Annotated in this window: 17 protein-coding genes; 11 read left to right on the forward strand and 6 right to left on the reverse strand. The window is 67.9% G+C overall.

From position 1 onward, the window contains the following. Window positions 1-1,426: serine/threonine-protein kinase (locus FJV41_RS00485; protein ID WP_141640377.1), on the reverse strand; the 1,426-nt coding region annotated here is incomplete at its 3' end. A 331-nt stretch (window positions 1,427-1,757) separates the two neighbouring features. Between FJV41_RS00485 and FJV41_RS00490 the strand changes: the two genes are divergently transcribed. The 6 genes from FJV41_RS00490 (at window position 1,758) to FJV41_RS00515 (ending at window position 5,490) form a co-directional block, all read left to right on the forward strand. After that, window positions 1,758-1,976: a hypothetical protein gene (locus FJV41_RS00490; protein ID WP_174454334.1), complete on the forward strand. Its 219-nt coding sequence runs from the start codon at window positions 1,758-1,760 to the stop codon at window positions 1,974-1,976. Then, entirely contained in the window at window positions 1,976-2,974 is a 999-nt protein-coding gene (gene map, locus FJV41_RS00495) for a type I methionyl aminopeptidase (RefSeq protein WP_141640379.1), read from the forward strand. Before FJV41_RS00490 ends, map begins: the two co-directional genes overlap by 1 nt. Before the next feature lie 305 nt (window positions 2,975-3,279). Then, the gene (locus tag FJV41_RS00500; RefSeq protein WP_141640380.1) at window positions 3,280-3,666 is read left to right on the forward strand and encodes a hypothetical protein; all 387 of its coding nucleotides are present in this window, start codon (window positions 3,280-3,282) and stop codon (window positions 3,664-3,666) included. 155 nt (window positions 3,667-3,821) lie between these two features. Further along, window positions 3,822-4,055: a hypothetical protein gene (locus tag FJV41_RS00505; RefSeq protein ID WP_141640381.1), complete on the forward strand. Its 234-nt coding sequence runs from the start codon at window positions 3,822-3,824 to the stop codon at window positions 4,053-4,055. A 33-nt stretch (window positions 4,056-4,088) separates the two neighbouring features. Further along, window positions 4,089-4,466: a hypothetical protein gene (locus FJV41_RS00510; RefSeq protein WP_141640382.1), complete on the forward strand. Its 378-nt coding sequence runs from the start codon at window positions 4,089-4,091 to the stop codon at window positions 4,464-4,466. A 61-nt stretch (window positions 4,467-4,527) separates the two neighbouring features. After that, window positions 4,528-5,490, forward strand: a complete 963-nt coding sequence (locus FJV41_RS00515; RefSeq protein WP_181790298.1) for a prolipoprotein diacylglyceryl transferase — start codon at window positions 4,528-4,530, stop codon at window positions 5,488-5,490. A 3-nt stretch (window positions 5,491-5,493) separates the two neighbouring features. On the opposite strand, the gene FJV41_RS00520 is transcribed toward FJV41_RS00515, so the two are convergent. Further along, a complete protein-coding gene (locus FJV41_RS00520) occupies window positions 5,494-5,826 on the reverse strand; it encodes a DUF2917 domain-containing protein (protein ID WP_246136916.1) in 333 nt (110 codons plus the stop codon). A 198-nt stretch (window positions 5,827-6,024) separates the two neighbouring features. Between FJV41_RS00520 and FJV41_RS00525 the strand changes: the two genes are divergently transcribed. Beyond that, window positions 6,025-7,461 carry an aminotransferase-like domain-containing protein gene (locus FJV41_RS00525; RefSeq protein WP_141640384.1) on the forward strand — a complete coding sequence of 479 codons (1,437 nt, stop codon included), beginning with the start codon at window positions 6,025-6,027 and terminating at the stop codon, window positions 7,459-7,461. Between the two features lie 7 nt (window positions 7,462-7,468). On the opposite strand, the gene FJV41_RS00530 is transcribed toward FJV41_RS00525, so the two are convergent. Then, window positions 7,469-8,158, reverse strand: coding sequence for a hypothetical protein (locus FJV41_RS00530; protein ID WP_141640385.1), 690 nt, complete (start codon window positions 8,156-8,158; stop codon window positions 7,469-7,471). Window positions 8,159-8,220: 62 nt separating this feature from the next. Here FJV41_RS00530 and FJV41_RS00535 point away from each other — a divergent pair, with 62 nt between their 5' ends. Both FJV41_RS00535 and FJV41_RS00540 read left to right on the forward strand, forming a co-directional pair. After that, complete coding sequence (locus tag FJV41_RS00535) at window positions 8,221-8,616, forward strand: hypothetical protein (RefSeq protein ID WP_141640386.1); 396 nt, start codon at window positions 8,221-8,223, stop codon at window positions 8,614-8,616. Window positions 8,617-8,771: 155 nt separating this feature from the next. Continuing rightward, on the forward strand, window positions 8,772-9,341 hold the full coding sequence (locus tag FJV41_RS00540; protein ID WP_246136917.1) for an SMI1/KNR4 family protein: 570 nt from the start codon (window positions 8,772-8,774) through the stop codon (window positions 9,339-9,341). A gap of 71 nt (window positions 9,342-9,412) precedes the next feature. Here the strand turns inward: FJV41_RS00540 and FJV41_RS00545 are convergent, their stop codons facing one another. Beyond that, the gene (locus FJV41_RS00545) at window positions 9,413-10,030 is read right to left on the reverse strand and encodes a hypothetical protein (RefSeq protein WP_141640387.1); all 618 of its coding nucleotides are present in this window, start codon (window positions 10,028-10,030) and stop codon (window positions 9,413-9,415) included. Between the two features lie 193 nt (window positions 10,031-10,223). On the opposite strand from FJV41_RS00545, the gene FJV41_RS00550 reads away from it, so the two are divergent. Beyond that, window positions 10,224-11,354 (forward strand): hypothetical protein, encoded by a 1,131-nt coding sequence (locus FJV41_RS00550; protein WP_141640388.1) that lies wholly within the window; start codon window positions 10,224-10,226, stop codon window positions 11,352-11,354. Window positions 11,355-11,414: 60 nt separating this feature from the next. On the opposite strand, the gene FJV41_RS00555 is transcribed toward FJV41_RS00550, so the two are convergent. Then, entirely contained in the window at window positions 11,415-12,515 is a 1,101-nt protein-coding gene (locus FJV41_RS00555) for an alkene reductase (protein WP_141640389.1), read from the reverse strand. Between the two features lie 262 nt (window positions 12,516-12,777). On the opposite strand from FJV41_RS00555, the gene FJV41_RS00560 reads away from it, so the two are divergent. Beyond that, window positions 12,778-16,065, forward strand: coding sequence for an RCC1 domain-containing protein (locus FJV41_RS00560; RefSeq protein ID WP_181790299.1), 3,288 nt, complete (start codon window positions 12,778-12,780; stop codon window positions 16,063-16,065). 174 nt (window positions 16,066-16,239) lie between these two features. On the opposite strand, the gene FJV41_RS00565 is transcribed toward FJV41_RS00560, so the two are convergent. Continuing rightward, complete coding sequence (locus tag FJV41_RS00565) at window positions 16,240-17,556, reverse strand: ligand-binding sensor domain-containing protein (protein WP_181790300.1); 1,317 nt, start codon at window positions 17,554-17,556, stop codon at window positions 16,240-16,242. Window positions 17,557-17,754 lie beyond the last annotated feature (198 nt).

The raw sequence follows: 17,754 nt of genomic DNA on the forward strand, positions 1-17,754 counted from the left end.
GGGCGGGGGCCTTCTTCACGGGAGTGGGGTCCTGGAGTGACGGCGCCACGGGGGCGACGGTCGCGGGGGTGGGCTCCGCCATGGGCGAAATCGCGACTCCGCCACTGTGCGGCGACTCACGCGCGCTGGCCAGTTTCTGACCAGTGGGGGAGGTCATTTCATGGATGACCTGTGGAGTTGTCTGTCTCCACCCGCCCATGAAACGGCTCCCAAACACGCCCAGGGCCACCACTCCCACCAGCGTCAACAGCAGGCGTCGATAGGGATGGGGATGCAGCCGCCGCGCCTGGCCCTCCAACGTGGCGTGTCTGGGCGAGGTCCATGGCGCGGGACTCGGTGGTGGCCGCAGGGTGCCCAGCACCGTGGCCCACAGTTGTTGCAACCGGGCCCGTGCCTTCGATGGAGGCTTGCGCAGATGTGAAGCCCACTCCGGACGGCGCACGCGGCGCAGCGCTTGCGACGGCTCGCCGTCCACCGCGACGAGCGGAGCCTCCGCCCAGTCGAAGAGGGGCTCATCCCAGGCCTCGCCGGGTGTGCCTTCCAGGGTGGCGACCAGCGTCGATGCCAGCTCCGCGCCACTCTGGAAGCGGCGCGCGGGGTCCTTGTCCAGCATCCGCTGGAGGAGGGTGTCGAGCATGGGCGGCGCGCGGGGATTCACCGTGGAGGGCGCGGGCGGCTCCTGCGAGGTGATGGCGGCGCACAGCACGTCCGCCGGCCAGTCGGGGAGGAAGGGGTAGTGCCCGGTGGCGGCGCGATACAGACAGACCCCCAACGCATAGAGGTCATCGGTGGCCACGGAGGTGTAGCGGGCATCCGGATGACGCCAGTGGCGCTGGTGGAAGCGGATGGCCTCCGGGCTGCGCAGGTAGAGCGTCCCCGGGGGCAGGGGACCGGTGGTCAGCGTGGGCGCACCCGTGTACACGCCCGCGCCCAGGTCGATGAGCACCGGGTCTCCCTCGGGGGTCCGCAAGAGGATGTGCTCCGGCTTGAGGTCCCGGTGCAGCACGTCCCCCGCGTGCAGCGTGTCCAGCGCCAGGGCCACGCGACGGAGCGTCTCCAGGAGCTGTCGGAAGGTGGGGTTGTGGTGGTCCGCCCAGACGTGGAGCGGAGGCCCGGGCACCCAGTCCATGACGAAGTAGAAGTGGCCGGTGACGATGTCCGGCCAGCGGCCACAGGCGTGGACCGCCACCACGTTCGGATGCACCGCGCGGTCCAGCAAGAGGGTGAGCTCGCGCAGCGCACGGCCCTCGGACGCGTCGCGGGCCAGCTTGAGGGCGAAGTAGCGCCCCGGCGCGTCGGTGGGCTCCACGCGGTAGACGACGCCATAGCCCCCCAAGCCCAGCCGCTCGATGACGCGCCATCCGCCCGTGATGACGAGGCCCGGAGGAAGGGCGTCCGGATTCATCGATGGGGTCCGCGTGCTCATGGTCGTCAGAGGTCTCCTGGAAGCCGATGAACCTAGCAGGTCGAACCCTCCTCGTGTGACCCGCCATGGTGGGTCACCGGCGGACAACTCCCAGGGCAGGGCTCGACGTGCCCGCGCGACATGGGGCGGAAGCCGCCTGGAGCCCGGCACCAGGCGCTCGCCGACCCGCGGGCCCGCTCCCCTCCGGCCCTGGCGTCCCCGACCTCGGCCGGAGGGCCCCCAGGGGGCGTTGTTCTCCACTGGTCGCCCGGCCGCCCCTCACCCGGGGAGGCGGAAAGAAGCCGTGCGCCGAGCCGTGTCTAAGGGTATAGACAAGCCCTTCATGTGTCCCATGGTGAAGACCGAAGACCTCATCGACGCACAGGGCGTGGCCGGGCTGCTGCAGCTGCGCCACTCCAACAGCGTCAGCACCTATCTGCGCCGCTACCCGGACATGCCCCGGCCCATCCTGGACCTGGGCACGGGACGTCCCCGGTTGTGGCTGCGTCCCCAGGTGATGCGCTGGCTGCGCGCCCGCAAGTCCGACACGGTCCACACCGGAGTTGAGTGATGACCACCGCCAGTCCCCGTACCCCTCCCGCCGTGCTGCCCGGTCCCAATGACGTCTGCTGGTGCGGCAGCGGCACCAAGTACAAGAAGTGTCACCGTGGCGCCGACGCCGTCGAGGCCCGCAAGAAGGGCCCCGAGGTGGCGCGCAATGGCATCCGGCCGGGCATCATCAGCCCCCGCCGCGATGTGCCCCTGAACATCCCTCGTCCGGACTACGCCGTGTCCGGGCGGCCGCTGCGTCGAGGCGGCGGGGACTCCGACATCAAGACGCCGGACGTCATCGCGCGCATGCGCCGCGCCTGCAAGGCCGCCGCGGAGGTGCTCCAGGAGGTGGCCAGCCACGTCCGCCCGGGCATCACCACCGACGAGCTGGATGCCATCACCCACGAGGCATACATCCGCCGGGGCGGCTACCCGAGCACGCTCAACTACCACGGCTTCCCCAAGTCGCTGTGCACCTCCGTCAACGAGGTCATCTGCCACGGCATCCCCGACAGCCGCGCGCTGGAGGATGGGGACATCGTCAACCTGGACATCACCATCTTCCTGGATGGGGTGCATGGGGACTGCTCGGCCACGTACTTCGTGGGCACTCCGCAGCCGGAGAGCGAGCGACTGGTGCGCGTCACGCGCGAGTGCCTGGAGCTGGGCATCGCCGCCGTGAAGCCCGGTCGCCCCATCAGCGACATCGGCCGCGCGATTGAGACGCACGCCACGAAGAACGGCGTGAGCGTGGTGCGCGCCTACTGTGGCCACGGCATCGGCGAGACGTTCCACACGGCCCTCCAGATTCCGCACTACTACGAGCCGGAGGCCGACACCGTCATCCAGACGGGCATGATTTTCACCGTCGAGCCGATGATCAACCAGGGCGGCTGGGGCCACCGCACGTGGGACGACGGGTGGACCGCCGTCACCGCCGACGGCACCCGCAGCGCGCAGTTCGAGCACACGCTGCTCGTCACCGAGCAGGGCGCCGAAATCCTCACGGTGCCCTGAGCCGTCCTCCGCCGCACGAGGCCCCCTGCACACCAGGGGGCCTCCTCGGGCACCTACGGTGTTCCCGCGTCGCCCCGCGGTCCGAGCCCGCCGTGTGAAGGCAGACAGTCTCCGGCTCGCGGACTTCCCGACACGAGGGCTTCATCCCTGTCGCGGAGTCGACGCCCCCGTCAAATGGCCTCCCAGCCTCGTCCGGACGGTGCGGTATCACCTGCGCCTGGCCGGGGCTCGACGTGTCTGGCTTTCGCGACGCGGAGCGCTCCGACGAGGGACTGTCCACGCGGTTGTGTCGCCGGAGGCGCGCCATGGCACTCGATATCGCTGTCGACCCCCAGTCGCTCAAGAGCGTCCAGGATGTCATCCAGACGCTGGAGGGGACCTTCCAGGTGGACTTCATCCCGGGCGTCCTGAAGAAGCTGGAGGAGAAGCTGCTCGTGGAGCGCGCGGCGTTCCGGGTGAATGAGTCGGCGCAGCGGTACGAGCTGGACCTCTACTTCGGACTGAAGGCCCCCGAGGTGGAGGACTCGCGGGAGCCTTTCTTGAAGGTGGGGATGAGCATCACCATCCAGCCGGAGGTCGTCTCCCGGGGGCGCAGGCCCGCGCGGTATGACGGCACGCTGGAGGTCCCGCTCTCCGGCGAGGCCGTCACCCACGTGCCGTTCGCGCTCTATCTGAAGAGGAGCCTCCGATAGCGCTCCCGCTGTTTGAATAGCAACAGCAATCAGCCTGCCAGGGTGATTGTGAGTTTGATGCCACGCGGCAACAGTGCGCGTGGGCCCATCGTGGTGTGACTTCGCGTCATTCAGAGGGCCCATGAATCCCTTCAGTCCTGAAAGGAATCGTTCCCATGAAGAACTGGGTGACGTTGTGCCTTGTCTGCATCGCTTCCGGAGCATTCGCCGCGGACAAGACTCCGCCGGCCAAGACGCCTCCTCCCTCCACCACGAAGCCGGCGCCGGAGTCCAAGGCCGCCGAGCCCAGGACGCTCACCATCGAGGAGGACAAGGCCGCGAAGCAGGAGCCGAAGAACAAGAAGGTGGACACCAAGGCCACCGAGACCGCCAGCAAGCCGCTGCTGTAGCCCTGACTCGAAACCCAACGGAGGGCAAATCATATGAAGAAGATGATGGCGGGATTGTGTCTTGTCTGGCTGTGTCTGTCCCAGGGAACGGCGCAGGGTGCCGAGGACTGCATCAAGACGATGAATCAGGGCTCCGCCACGGTGAAGCTCGGCTTGTATGAGCAGAGCTGTATGTCGATGTCCTGGACCGGGGGGGTGATTACGTCGGACGTCACCTACAATTGCTGTGGCCCCAGCGCGACCATCCGTGTCAACGGGACGGACTGGAATCGGCTGCTCGCCGATGGCAAGTTGGATGGCTTCCGCTACCAGCGGGCCGATATCGGCAGCAATGGTGCGTACACGCTCTACTTCCGGAAGGTCGTCGGGACGGAACTCACGAACATCCCTCCTGAAGACTTCTTCAAGTAGCGGACGTGTGCCCACGGGTGGGGTGGCTCGCCCGCCCGTGGGACTTGCCGAGCGAGGCGCCGTGGACACCCCCTTCCTGCACGGAATCAATCCCTTCCTGTTCCGCTTCTCGGAGACGCTCTCCCTTCGCTGGACGGGGGCGGCGTACCTCGTGGGCTTCCTGCTCGCGTTCGTGGTGCTCCGGCGTCAGGCGGCGCGAGGTGAAGGCCCTGTCGCGAAGCAGGAGGTGTCGGGCTTCGTGCTCTACGCCGGCCTCTTCGGGGTCATTCTGGGCGGACGGCTGGGGTACGTGCTGCTGCATCAGTGGGATGACTTCTCCCGCGACGGCTCGGTCTTCTTCCAGTTCCGACAGGGGGGCGCGTCGGTGCTGGGGGCGGTGCTGGGAGTTCTCGCCTTCTCGGTGTACTTCGCTCGCCAGCAGCGACGCCCGTGGCTCCAGGTGGCGGATGCGCTGGTGGTGCTCGCGCCGCTGGGGTTCTTGCTCGCGTACCTCGCGGTGTTCATGGATGGCGCGCCGCTGGGGCAGGTGACCTCCGTGCCCTGGGCCGTGCGCTTTCCCGCCGAGGTGGGGATGCCGGGCTTCCAGCCCGTGGTGACGCCGTCGTTCGACGTGTCCACCCTGGCCTATGCGCCGGGGCATGAGGTGGCGGCGCTGACGCGCGCGGATGCGGCCTTCCTCGCGGAGCTGCACCGCATCCTCCCCGCGCGGCACCCCGTGTTGCTCTATCAGGCCGCGTTGGAGGGACTGCTCCTGGGCGGTGTCCTCCTGGCGGTGCGTGCGCTGTGGCGCTCGCGGCCCGTGGGGCTGCTGAGCGGGCTGTTCTTCACGCTGCAGGGGGGCCTGGCCCTGGTCAGCCTCCTGTTCCGCGAGGCCCAGCCGAACCTGTCCTTCGCCGCCCAGCTCGAGCAGGGGGTGCTCCCACCCGTGCTGATGCTGGGGGTGGGGGCGGCCTTCCTCCTGAGTGTGCTGGGCCAGCGTCCGGACGCGGTGGGTGTGCCCGCGCCCGTGAAGCTGGAGGGGTGAGGCTCACGAGGGACAGGGAGGCGGGTGCGCGCCCTTCGTCAGGCGGAAGCGCGCCGGCCTCAGGGCCTGCACCACGATGTGGCCTGCCTGCTCCAGGCGCAGCGTGGCGCCGGGCTCCAGCACATGGTCCGTCGGGTCCGCGTCGAGCGTGAGCCAGAGCCGACCCTCGGTGCAGGTGAGCGTCAGGCCCTCGGTTCCTCGCACGCGCCGACTCCACAGTGCGCCCTGGAACAGTCCGAAGCAGCCTGACTCCGCTTCCGGGTGTGCTTCCGGCTTCAAGTGACTCCACAGCGTGCTCCACCAACTCCGCCGCGTCAGAGCGAACATCGACTCCATGGCTCCATGACCTCCTTGCGCGTCGCAACATGCGCCCTGTCGCGGGAACAGAACAGATGCAGCCGATTGTCATTGTGACCAGTACAGTCCCGGGGTGGGAAACTGTACCGGTCCGACATGCGGTCAGGTGTATCTGGGCAGCGGGCGTCGGGCCCGGTACCGATACGGGTCGCGGGACGGCATCTCGACGGAGGTGGCATGGGCGCGCTGGCACACAAACCGAAGCTGTACGAGCAGGTGGCCGAGCGACTGGAGGAGGCCATCGCCGCGGGGACGCTGCGAGCGGGGGACCGGCTTCCCTCGGTGCGACAGCTCAGCCTGCGTGAGCGGGTGAGTGTCTCCACGGTGCTCCAAGCGTATCTGCACCTGGAGTCGGTGGGGCTCATCGAGACGAGGCCGCAGTCGGGCCACTACGTGCGTCGCCGCGAGCGCCCGCGTCTCGCCGAGCCGCAGGTGTCCCGGCCCGCGACGAGCGCCACGCCCGTCACCATCAGCGGGCTGGTGTCCCGCGTGTACCAGGCGATGAGGGACCCTCGCATCGTGCAGCTCGGTGGGGCGTGGCCCGCGCCGGAGCTGTTGCCCACGCGCAGGCTGTACCGGGAGTTGAACGCGCTCACGCGCGAGGCGGGTGACGTGGGGGTGCTGTACGACGCGCCGCCGGGGTGCCCGGAACTTCGGCAGCAACTGGCGCGGCGCTCGCTCGACTGGGGTGGGGCGCTGGCACCCGAGGACTTCATCATCACCTGTGGCGCGGCGGAGGCGATTCACCTGTGCCTGCTCGCCGTGGCGCGCACGGGGGACACCATCGCGATTGAGTCTCCCGCGTACTACGGCACGCTGCAGGCCATCGAGTCGCTGGGGCTGAAGGCGCTGGAGATTCCGTGCTCGCCGCGACATGGGATGGAGCTGGATGCGTTGGAGGCGGCGTTGGAGCGGCGGCGCGTGGCGGCGGTCCTGGTGGTGCCGAGCTTCAGCAATCCGGTGGGCAGTTGCATGCCGGAGGCGCGGCGGCGTCGGTTGGTGGCGATGCTGGAGGCGCGGGGCGTTCCGCTCATCGAGGATGACTTGTATGGAGACCTGCACTTCGATGCGGAGCGCCCGCGCACGTGCAAGTCCTTCGACACGTCGGGGAACGTGCTGCTGTGTGGCTCGTTCTCGAAGACGCTCGCGCCAGGGTTCCGCGTCGGGTACGTGGCGCCGGGACGGTTCCGCGAGCGGGTGGAGTTGCTGAAGTTCTCGCACACGATTGCCACGGCGTCGTTGCCTCCGCTCGCGATTGCGCGGTTCCTGGAAGAGGGCGGGTATGACCGGCACCTGCGCTCGCTGCGCCGCCATCTCATGTCCCAGGTGGAGAGCATGGCCGGGGGCGTGGCGGAGTATTTCCCGGAGGGGACGCGGGTGGCTCGGCCGTCGGGGGGCTCGTTGTTGTGGGTGGAGCTGCCGCCCAAGGTGGACTCATTGGCGTTGCATGAGCGCGCCATCGAGGCGGGCATCAGCATCGCGCCCGGGCCCATTTTCTCCGCGCGGCCGGACTCGTATCGGAACTTCATCCGACTGAGCTGTGGTCAGCCGTGGACGCCGCGAGTCGAAGCGGCGGTGTCCACGCTGGGGAGCCTGGCGCGCAGCCTCGCGTGACGGGGCTTCAGCGAATGAAGAGCAGGCCCAGGCCCTGGCGGGAGGCCTTGTCCAGGGCGTGCGTGGCCGCGTCGAGCGCGCGTGCCGGGTCGCCGCGTCGCGCGAGGGACAGCTTGCGCTGAAACCAGGCGCGCATGCGGGCGGAGCGGAGGAGGGGCTTGTAGTCGGGGGCGCCAGCGAGGTGCTCGCGCAGGCCCTCGCGAAGCTGGCGCACCTCGGTGCCCGTCCAGAAGCCGAGGGCCGGGTACACGCGCTTGAAGCCACGGCCCATGGGTCCATCCTTTCCGGGCATGCGGCCCGAGACGGTGAAGCGCCAGAGTCGCTGGATGGGCTCCGGGCAGGACGCGCCGACGACGGCCTCCGCCGCCTGGAGGTCGTACTCGCTGGGATGGAGCTGCGTGGCCAGCTCCAGGGGTTCCCCTCGTGTGTCCTCGTCCAGGTGGACGAGTTCGTCCGCGAGCACGTCGAGCAGGTCCCAGACTCCGTCCTCGAGTCGCTCGGGAAGCCGGGTCACGGTGTCCGCGCCGTGCCGGGACAGGTGGTCCATCAGCTCCAGGAGCAGGACGTCGTCATCGTCCTCCTCGGGGTCCTCCAGGCCCTCGGCCACCGTGGCGCGCATGGCCGCGAGTCGCGTGGGAGTCAGCACACCGGCGAGTCCCTCGGGGGGAGTCAGGAAGAAGGAGACAGGGGCACGCATGGCCTCTGTGTACACCGCCTCATGGCGGGTCGCGTGGGGTTCAGTGGGAGGAGAGGGGCGCGGTGGCTGGGTCAATCCGCTTCAAGCGACGGTTCAAGCAGCGCGCGGACGAAGTGAAGACCGTCTGGGTGGACGCCGGCAAGGAGTACCAGAAGTTCCGTCGCAATCAGCAGCGACCGGCCGCATACCCTCCAGGACGCTGTGCTGCTCCTAAAGCGCTTCTGCTCGTGCTGGAGGACGATGCCTTCCCTTCCGGCATCACGGAGCAGTGGTTCCATCCCGAAGGCAGACCGACCCGAGGGAAGATCAAGTTCCGGGACCGGGCGAGCGGTACGGTGGTCGCAGGTCCATTCGCGCATGGGAAGACGGTTCCGCCGTGCGGCACCTGTTGTGTCCTCCTCCCCATGATGATCTGCCCGGAAGTCCAGGAGAGGCAATGCCGACACACGAAGGAGTAGAGCCCCAACTGGAGAGCCTGCTGCTGCGGACCGTCCCTGGGCTCGCGGAGCAGTGGCGGGGCGCCAGTCCTTCCACGATTGAGAAGGTCGAGCGGATTGCCGGCCGTCCCCTGCCTCCGTTCTATCGCTGGTTCCTGGGTCACATGGGACAGAGCATGGGACCCCTGGCCTACCCCACCCTGGATTTCTCGGCCGAGCGCGTGCTGGCGTGCTACGCCCAGGCGCTGGTCAAGCCTGATCCCCGCTTTCTGCTCATCGCCTACGAGTCCGATGAGATGATGCCGCTGCATCTCTTCTACGACTTCAAGGCGCCTGTACGAAACGATGCCATGGTCACGTCGCGTGAAGCTCGCGGCAAGGAACTGACCGACGCATTCGAGACGCTGAGGGAGATGCTCGCGTGGGGAGCGCTCTCCTTGTTTCGCATCGACAGGGCACCGCACACCTGCAGCGGCAGCCTCAAGGGCGACACCCCAGACTTCTTGATGAACCTCGACCCCGTGATGAGCAGTCTTGGATTCGACCAACCAATTCCCACGGGCCCGTTCTGCAGGCTGTATGAGCGGCCTGACGCGGTCATGGTGTGCATGGGCACGCCGAGAGCAGGAACCGGGAACCGGCGGGCTTTCGACCTTGGCGGCAACAACCCCGGAAGCCTGCGGAGGATTCTGGGGGAGCTCGCATCAGCGCGCGTCGTGGAGATTCAGATGAAGAAACAGGCTTGAGGATTCCGCCTGGGTCGTGCCCCCGGAGGGTTGCTCCGCGGGCCGTCAGGTCTCCATCCGACTTACTGAGTTCAGCAGTTCAGGTTGATGCGGATGAAGTCCACCATGGACTCGTTCTGCATGCGGAACTGCAGCATGTCGCCCACCGAGGTGATGGGGAGCGGCATGCACAGGAAGGCGGTGTTGCCCGGGTTCCACGTCGGGGTCAGCGCGGGCGTCACGGCCGTGTTGGCGATGATGGGGAAGCTGTAGGTGCCAAAGTCCGTGTCGTGCACGGTGATGGTGTCGTTCTGAGGGGTTGTCGGAAGCGCCCGGGAATAGGCGCAGAGCGTCAGCGTGCAGAACGGTGTCTGGGTGAAACAGCTCCGAAGTCCGTGCCGCAGCGTGGCCACGGTATGACGGTTGGAGGTGGCGTCATCCAGCGTCTTGAGCTGGCTGGCCGGAATGCCGTTGGCCGCGAGGTAGGTGACGAACTCGGGCATCGCCGTGGGGGCGTAGGGCAACGGGTCCGGTCCTCCGCCGAAGTTGTCAGCCGTTCCGAAGGTGACGGACATGTTCGGGGTGCAGACGGTCTGCTCGGCCTCACCCAGGGCGTCGTCACCGAGGGTGGGCTCCTCGGGGGAACCACAGGCGGTCAGGGCGAAAGGCAGCAGTCCCAGGGCAAGCAGCGCGGAAGCGGAACGGGGCATGGAGGTCCTCCGGGTCGAGTGGGTACGGCGGTTGTGAAGCCGTGCAGGGCCGTCGGAGTGTCATATCCCGCACGGCCTACGAGTGAAGCCTGCAATAACGCCAGGCGCGAGTCCACGACGTGGTGCATGGGCTGCTCTTCGGCTGCTCCATGCGGCAGGATGCCGACGTCGTCGTCATGTCCAAGGATTCCCGATGAAGCGTCTTCCCGTACATCTCGCGCTGCTCCCTCTTCTGGCCACGCTGCTCGCGGGCGGTACCCAGGCGGCCGACCTGAAGGTGACGACGCTCACGGTCATCCCCAAGCCGGATGCGGAGCACCCCTATCCGCAGGACGTCATCCAGATGCCGTTCATCACCCACGACAAGCCGGAGGTGGCCGCGAATATCAATGACCGCCTGTTCATCGCCCGGTTCAAGGCGCTGGCGCCAGCCAAGGCGGAACCTCGACTGCCCGCTCAGGAAATGGACCTGGCGGGCCTGGCCGGTCAGGAATTCGGAGTGAAGCGCAACGATGCGCGGCTGCTCACGATTGGATTCAAGGCCGAAGTCTGCGGCGCCTACTGCGAGACGGACCATGTCGCCTTCAGCTTCGACACACGGACCGGCCGCCTGCTCAATCCGCAGGAGTTGTTCAGCCGTGTCGGAGTGCAGGCGCTGAGCAAACGCATGCAGAAAGAAAAACAGCGCGTCTACCGGGCGCAGATGGCGAAGCATGAGAAGGAGCTGAAGGCGTCACGCAAGCAGAAAGCTGATAGCGAGACGCTTGACGACCTGGAGGCGCGCATCGCCCTCAATCGCGAGTGTCTGGCAAGCAATGCGCAGGATGCAGAGGCAGCGTCCGCCAGGACCTCCTTCGATGAGCGCTGGGAGTTCAATGCGGAGGTAGCCGTTCTGACGGCGGAGCGCTGCAGCAACCACGCCTCGCGCGCGCTCGACGACGTAGGCGGTGTCAGCCTGTCACTGCCGTACGCCACCCTGCGTCCGCATCTGACGGCCTATGGCAAGAGCGTGCTGCTGGGTGAAGGCCAGGCGTTGTCAGGCGATGTCTTGGGTCAGGTGCTGCGCGGTCGTATCGGCAAGCAGCCGATTGTCATGGTGTTGGAGAAGCAGTACGACAACTCGGTGTCCGGCGTGTACTTCTACGAGAAATATCGCAAGCGGATTGAGCTGAACGGCCAGGAAGAAGGCGGGAAGCTCGACCTGCAGGAGCAGGATGCGGACGGCACCCCGGTGGCGCAGCTGCGACTGGAGGTTGGCAACAACCACCTGCGAGGTGAATGGCTGGGCAAACAGTCCTCGCAGGTGGAGCTTCGCGCACCCTGAGTCGCGCGGAGTGGGTGAAGGCCACGCCGATGTCTGGCAGTGGCGCTACCCCGCCCCAGGTCAGAGGCTGGGATAGTCGATGTAGCCCTTGGCGCCGCCGCCGTAGAGCGTCGTCTTGTCGAGCCGGGCCAGGGGCGCGTTCTCACGCAACCGGCGCACCAGGTCCGGGTTGGAGATGTACAAGCGGCCGAAGGAGACGAGGTCCGCGCCCGCCTCGACGGCCTTGCGCGCGAGCTCCCCGTCGTAGCTGTTGTTGACCATCCACGCCGCCTTTCCGCCCGCGTCGCGATACGCCTTCTTCAGCGCGGCGTAGTCGAATGGACGGTCCGCCAGCTCACGCGCTCCCCCAGTGGCCCCCTCGATGATGTGGACGTAGGCGAGGCCGAGCTTCGCCAGCTCCCGCACGACGGACTCGAAGAGCGGCTGCGGGTTGGCGTCGAACGCGTCGTTGGCGGTGGTGACGGGGGACAGGCGGATGCCCGTGCGTCCGGCCCCTACGGCGTCAATCACCGCGCGCGTGACCTCCAGCATCAGGCGAGCCCGGTTCTCGATGCTTCCGCCGTAGTCGTCCGTGCGCTGGTTGGAGCCCGTCTTGAGGAACTGGTCGAGCAGGTAGCCGTTGGCGCCATGAATCTCCACCCCATCGAAGCCCGCGACCTCCACGGCGTCGCGCGCGGCACGCGCGTAATCACGAATGATGCCGGGGAGCTCCGCCGCCTCCAGCGCGCGAGGAACGGAGGTCGGCTCGAACGTGGGGACTCCGTTCCTGAACAACACGGTCCGGGTGTTGGCGACGACGGCCGAGGGAGCCACGGGCGCTGCGTTGCCCGGCTGAAGCTCCGTGTGGGATACGCGCCCCACATGCCAGAGCTGGGTGACGATGCGGCCCCCTGCCTCGTGCACGGCGTGGGTGACTTTCTTCCACGCGGCGAGCTGCTCGGGGGCGTACAGGCCGGGCACGTCGGCGTAGCCCTGCGCCTGGTGGCTGATGGCGGTCGCCTCGCTGATGAGCAGCCCGGCGGAGGCGCGCTGGGCGTAGTAGGTGGCGGCGAGGTCCGGAGGGATGGCACCAGGCGAGCGGTTGCGCGTCAGCGGCGCCATGACGATTCGGTTGGCGAGCCGCAGGTCGCCCACGGTGATGGGGTCGAAGAGAGTAGGCATGTTCGTGTCGTGAGGGGGAGGAGGGGCAGCGCAGCGTAACGGCCTGCGTTTCCCGTCACCACACGAACCCCCAACCTGGAGGTCTCCATTGACCTGGCGGTTGGATGCAACCGAGACACACGTGTCAGCCAGTCCCGAGACGTTTTTCACGTCCGTGAGGCCGTGAGAGACATTCGGGGTCTTGTTCTTTGTCCTCACGGGTGCTTGGTTCCCGAGCTGTTTTGAAAAGGGGGACTCACTCATGAATCGTGGCACGAGACGGATGTCTGGCATCGCTGCGTGGTGCGGGTTGCTGTGCGCGCTGTGGATGGGGGGATGCACAGGAAGTGCTCCGGAGGAGACGACACCTGAGCCCGCCTCCGCGCGCGCCGCGGAGGGCTTCTCTCGTCAGGGAACGGTGCTGGCGGGGCGCAACCACTCCCTGGCCCTGCGCTCGGATGGGACGGTGTGGTCCTGGGGTGGCAATACCTTCGGACAACTGGGCAATGGCACGACGCGCTCGCGTCCGTTCCCCGTGCGGGTGTGGCGCTTGTTCGACATCCGGGCGCTCGGCGCGGGTGAGCTGCATTCGCTGGCGCTGAAGTCGGATGGGACGGTGTGGGCGTGGGGCAACAACATGAGTGGACAGCTCGGGGATGGGAGTATGACTTCGCGGCACGTGCCCGTGCCCGTGCCTGGACTGACGAACGGCGTGGCCATCGCCGCGGGTTTCTCCCACTCCCTGGTCCTGAAGTCGGATGGAACGGTGTGGGCGTGGGGCAACAACGCGACAGGACAGCTGGGGGATGGGACGACGACGCGAAGGACGTCGCCCGTGCAGGTGCAGGGCCTGTCCGGGGTGATGGCCATCTCCGCGGGCAATGTCCATTCACTGGCGCTGACCGCGGATGGGCGCGTCTGGTCCTGGGGCGGCAACGCGGACGGACAGCTGGGGACCGGAGACCTCACGGGCCGCACCCTGCCCGCGGCGCTCGCGGGCCTGACGGGCCTGACGTCCGTGTCGGGCGGAGGCTCGCACACGGTGGCGCTGAGAGTGGACGGCACGGTGTGGACCTGGGGCAAGAACGACGAAGGCCAGCTCGGCCTGGGGTCGACCGGCGTGAGCCTCGTGCCCACGCAGGTTCCGGCGCTGAGTGGTGTCGAGGCGGTGGTGGGCGGCGGGCAGCACACCGTGGCGCTGAAGGGCGATGGGACGGTGTGGGCGTGGGGCAGCAACGCGAGGTCGCAGCTGGGGGATGGGACGATGCTCCAGCGGCTGTCTCCAGTGCAGGTGCCAGGCCTCACGCAGGTCCGGGGCGTGTCGGCGGGCGGCGGACAGCACTCGGTGGCGGTGAAGGCGAGCGGCGAAGTCTGGGCCTGGGGTTCGAACAGCGACGGGCAGGTGGGCGACGGGACGTATCTGATGAAGTCGGTGCCCATCGCGACGCGCGCGTGGCTGGAGCGAGTCGAGGCTTCGGGGGGGCAGAGCCATTCCCTGGCGTTGAAGGCGGACGGCACTGTCTGGTCCTGGGGCAGCAATCTGTATGGGCAGATGGGTGATGGGTCGACCGAGTCGCGCTGGGGGCCCATCAAGGTCACGCTTCCGGGGCTGCCCCTGGTGGGCTCGGTCGCGGCCGGAGGAGTGCATTCGGTGGTCCTCAGGGAAGACGGCACGGTGTGGTCCTGGGGTTACAACGGCTACGGCTCCGTCGGAGATGGGACGACGACCTGGCGAAAGCTCCCGGTCCAGGTCCCAGGTCCTCTGGTGGCCGTGGCCGTGGCCACCGGCATCCGTCATTCCCTGGCGTTGAAGGCGGACGGCACGGTGTGGTCCTGGGGTGCGAACTCCGCCGGACAGCTGGGCGATGGGACGGCACTCAACCGGACCCTGCCCACCTATGTCCCGGGGCTGTTGGGCATCGTTTCAATCGCCGCGGGTGAGGCGCATTCGTTGGCAGTGAAGTCCGACGGCACGGTCTGGACGTGGGGCTACAACAGCACGCTCCCGATGGAGCTGGACCCCGAGGAGCCGATCGGACCAGGTCTGGTGGCCCCGACGCAGGTGCAGGGGCTCTCGGACGTGGTGGCCGTGGGGGGCGGCAACAGCCACTCCGTGGCGCTGAAGGCGGATGGAACGGTCTGGGCCTGGGGCAACAACGATTCCGGGCAGCTGGGGGATGGCACCTTCGTGTCTCGGATGGCGCCTGCCCAGGTGGTGGGGCTGTCGGGGGTGGTCGCCGTGTCCGCGAATGGGGCGTTCTCCTCGGCGCTGAAGGCGGACGGGACGGTGTGGACGTGGGGCGGGAACTCGCTCGGGCAACTGGGCGGGGGCGTCTCCGCGTCGCGGCCGCTGCCCGCGCAGGTTCCGGGTGTGTCCAATGTCCGGTCCCTGATGGCGGGCGGGACGCATTCCCTGGTGATGAAGGACGACGGGACGCTGTGGTCCTGGGGGCACAACTATTACGGCCAGATTGGTGATGGGGTGACCGACAGGAAGGCGAGCCCTGTTCCCTCGTTGGTGCTTCGCTCGCGTGGGGTGGCCGCGGCCACTCAGGTCTCGATGGGATTGACTCCGGACGGCAAGGTCCAGACCTGGGGCGTGAACACGTGGGGGCAGTTGGGGGACGGAAGCAGATTCACCCGGCCGGAGCCCACCGAGGTGCCCGGGCTGACGGGGATGGTGGCTGTCTCCATGGCGTATTCCCATGCGCTGGCGCTGAAGTCAGACGGAACGGCGTGGGCCTGGGGGTCGAACTCGAGTGGAACCTTGGGAGACGGGACGCGGACCCAGCGCTTCAATCCCGTGCAGGTGATGCCCTCGACCCGGTTTCTGTCCATCTCCACGGGGTCCGCGCACAGCATGGCCCTGGCGGAGGATGGGACGGTGTGGGCCTGGGGGGGCAATGGATATGGAGAGCTGGGGGACGGGACGCAGACCCTGCGCTCCCAGCCGGTCCAGGTGCAGGGGCTGACGCAGGTGACTGCCATCGCGGCGGGGAACTCCTTTTCGGTGGCCTTGAGGGCGAACGGGACGGTGTGGACCTGGGGCGCCAACAGTCAGGGGCAGTTGGGGATCAACTCCACGGTGCCGCGTTCGCTGCCCGTCCAGGTGCCGGGGCTCACGGCCATCACCGCCGTGTCGGCGGGAAATAGCCATGTCCTGGCCTTGAAGTCCGACGGGACGGTGTGGGGGTGGGGCTCCAACTCCTACGGAGAGGTGGGGGAGGGCACCACGGTCGGCAAGCTCATCCCCGTCCAGACGAAGGTGCTGACCGGAGTGTTGTCCATCGCGGCGGGTGTGAATCACAACCTCGCCATCACGGTGGGAGGACTGGTCTGGTCCTGGGGACGCAATGAGCAGGGACAGCTGGGAGATGGAGTCCCGTCCACGTCGAAGCTCCTGCCCGCGCGAGTGAGCGCGCTTGGTACCGCAGTGGCGGTCGCCGCCGGAGGAGACCATTCCCACGCCATCCTCGCGGACCGGAGCCTCTGGTCCTGGGGCGGCAGCGCCAATGGACAGCTTGGCACCGGATTGTCACTCATCCGGGCCGCTCCCGTGCAGGTCTGGTGAGTCTTCACGCCGCGTCGCGCGTCATTGCCAGACGTGCGGCGCGGCGGTGTGGCCGGTGTGGCTCGCCGACTTGCTCCGGTTCCGATTGAAGTCTTGCTTGATTTCGCCTGGAGGGGACCTGGCTGCATTGCCCGTGGTGCGATGCCTTGCAAGGGAAGGTCGGAGGTCGTCTCGCTACTCCCGCAACACAGTGAGGCCCGTGTCGGTCAGGACGTAGAGCATGGCGGGTGCCACGGTGGGGTCGTACACGAGCTGGAGCACCTGCTTTCCATTCACGGAGTCCACGCGGGTGAGCGTCTCTGCGTCCTCCTCGATGCGCCACAGGCCCTCGTCATCGGTGCCCACGTAGACGATGCCCCCGTCGGTGGCCGCCAGCGCCGTCACGTTGTCGGAGGGCAGGGCGGTGATGCGCGTGTAGTTCGCGCTGGAGCGATCCGTCTGCTCCATGCGCCACAGGCCGAAGTCGCGACTGCCCACCCACGTGGCACCCGCCTTCGTGCGGGCAATGGCGCGCCAGTGGTCGAACTCCTCCAGGCTGTTGAGCTGAGAGTTGTGCCCCTTGTAGCTCCAGGGCACCGGGCCCTCCCAGGTGCGCTCCTTGTCGAAGTCCTCCAGCACGCCATTGGGCTCCAGGATGCCCACCAGCCAGTCATTGGCCACCAGCACTTCACCGTCGGGGCCAAGTCCGAGCCCCCAGTTGAAGCCCGCCTGGAGTGACTGGGACACGCTGCCGTCCTCGCGCGGTGTCTCGCGATACCAGGCCGCGTGACGGTGGCTGTTGTATGTGAGGCCGCGAATCAGCGTCACGCCGTGGTTGGTGCCGATGTAGACATCTCCCCGGTCCCTCCCGCGCATCACCCGCTGACAGGTGAGGACCGAGCGGTCCTCGTCGTAGTGGAAGTCATTGGTGTTGCGGAGGCCGAGCTGCTGCTTGCCGCCGGATACGCCCGCGCTGCGCCACAGGTGCTCCTCCAACTCCACCTTGCCGTCGGACCCCAGGCGCACCGCGTCCAGGTCACCCTTCTGGTACTCCGCGAAGCGCTCCGCGGAGTAGTGAGGCTCTCCCTCCAGGGGAATGTATGCGTGGGGCTTTTCCGGCACCTCGGGCTGAAGCTCGTAGGTGTGGTAGCCCACGTAGGCGCGCCCCGCCTCGCCACCGCAGATGACGGTGGCGCCGAGCGCCTTCTTGTCCCGACCGAAGCCCTCCGCTGCCTGTCCGACGCCGCGCGTCCACGTGGGGGCCGTGTCGCCGGGACGCAGCACGCCGATCTCCGCGCCCTTCAGCAGCCAGATGTTGTGCCCTTCGTCGACGCCGATGCTCTGGACACCGGCGCCAATGCCAAACGACGCCGCGTAGTCCTTCACCGCGTCCGTGGGCCAGGGGCCCGGGCCATCAGGCGAATCGATGTCGTCCGCGTCGGAGGAGTCACCGCATGCGCCGAGGAACACCGCCATGCCCACTGCCGTCGCCCATCGCCACCCACCGCGCATCCACCCTCCCAGGGCATCTCGCTGCCGCCAGATGCACAGCAAGGCGTATGCCCGACGGGGGTGGGAAAATGACTTCCCACCGTGGGGAATCCAGGAGGAGCCGGCGCAGTGCTGAGCGTGGCCGGACTGAAAGATGACAACCCGATGGTGAGCCGCTGTCGCCCGGGCTCGCACCTGATGGAACGATGTTTCCTCTCA

This window comes from Myxococcus llanfairpwllgwyngyllgogerychwyrndrobwllllantysiliogogogochensis (assembly GCF_006636215.1).
GTDB classification, from domain to species: domain Bacteria; phylum Myxococcota; class Myxococcia; order Myxococcales; family Myxococcaceae; genus Myxococcus; species Myxococcus llanfairpwllgwyngyllgogerychwyrndrobwllllantysiliogogogochensis.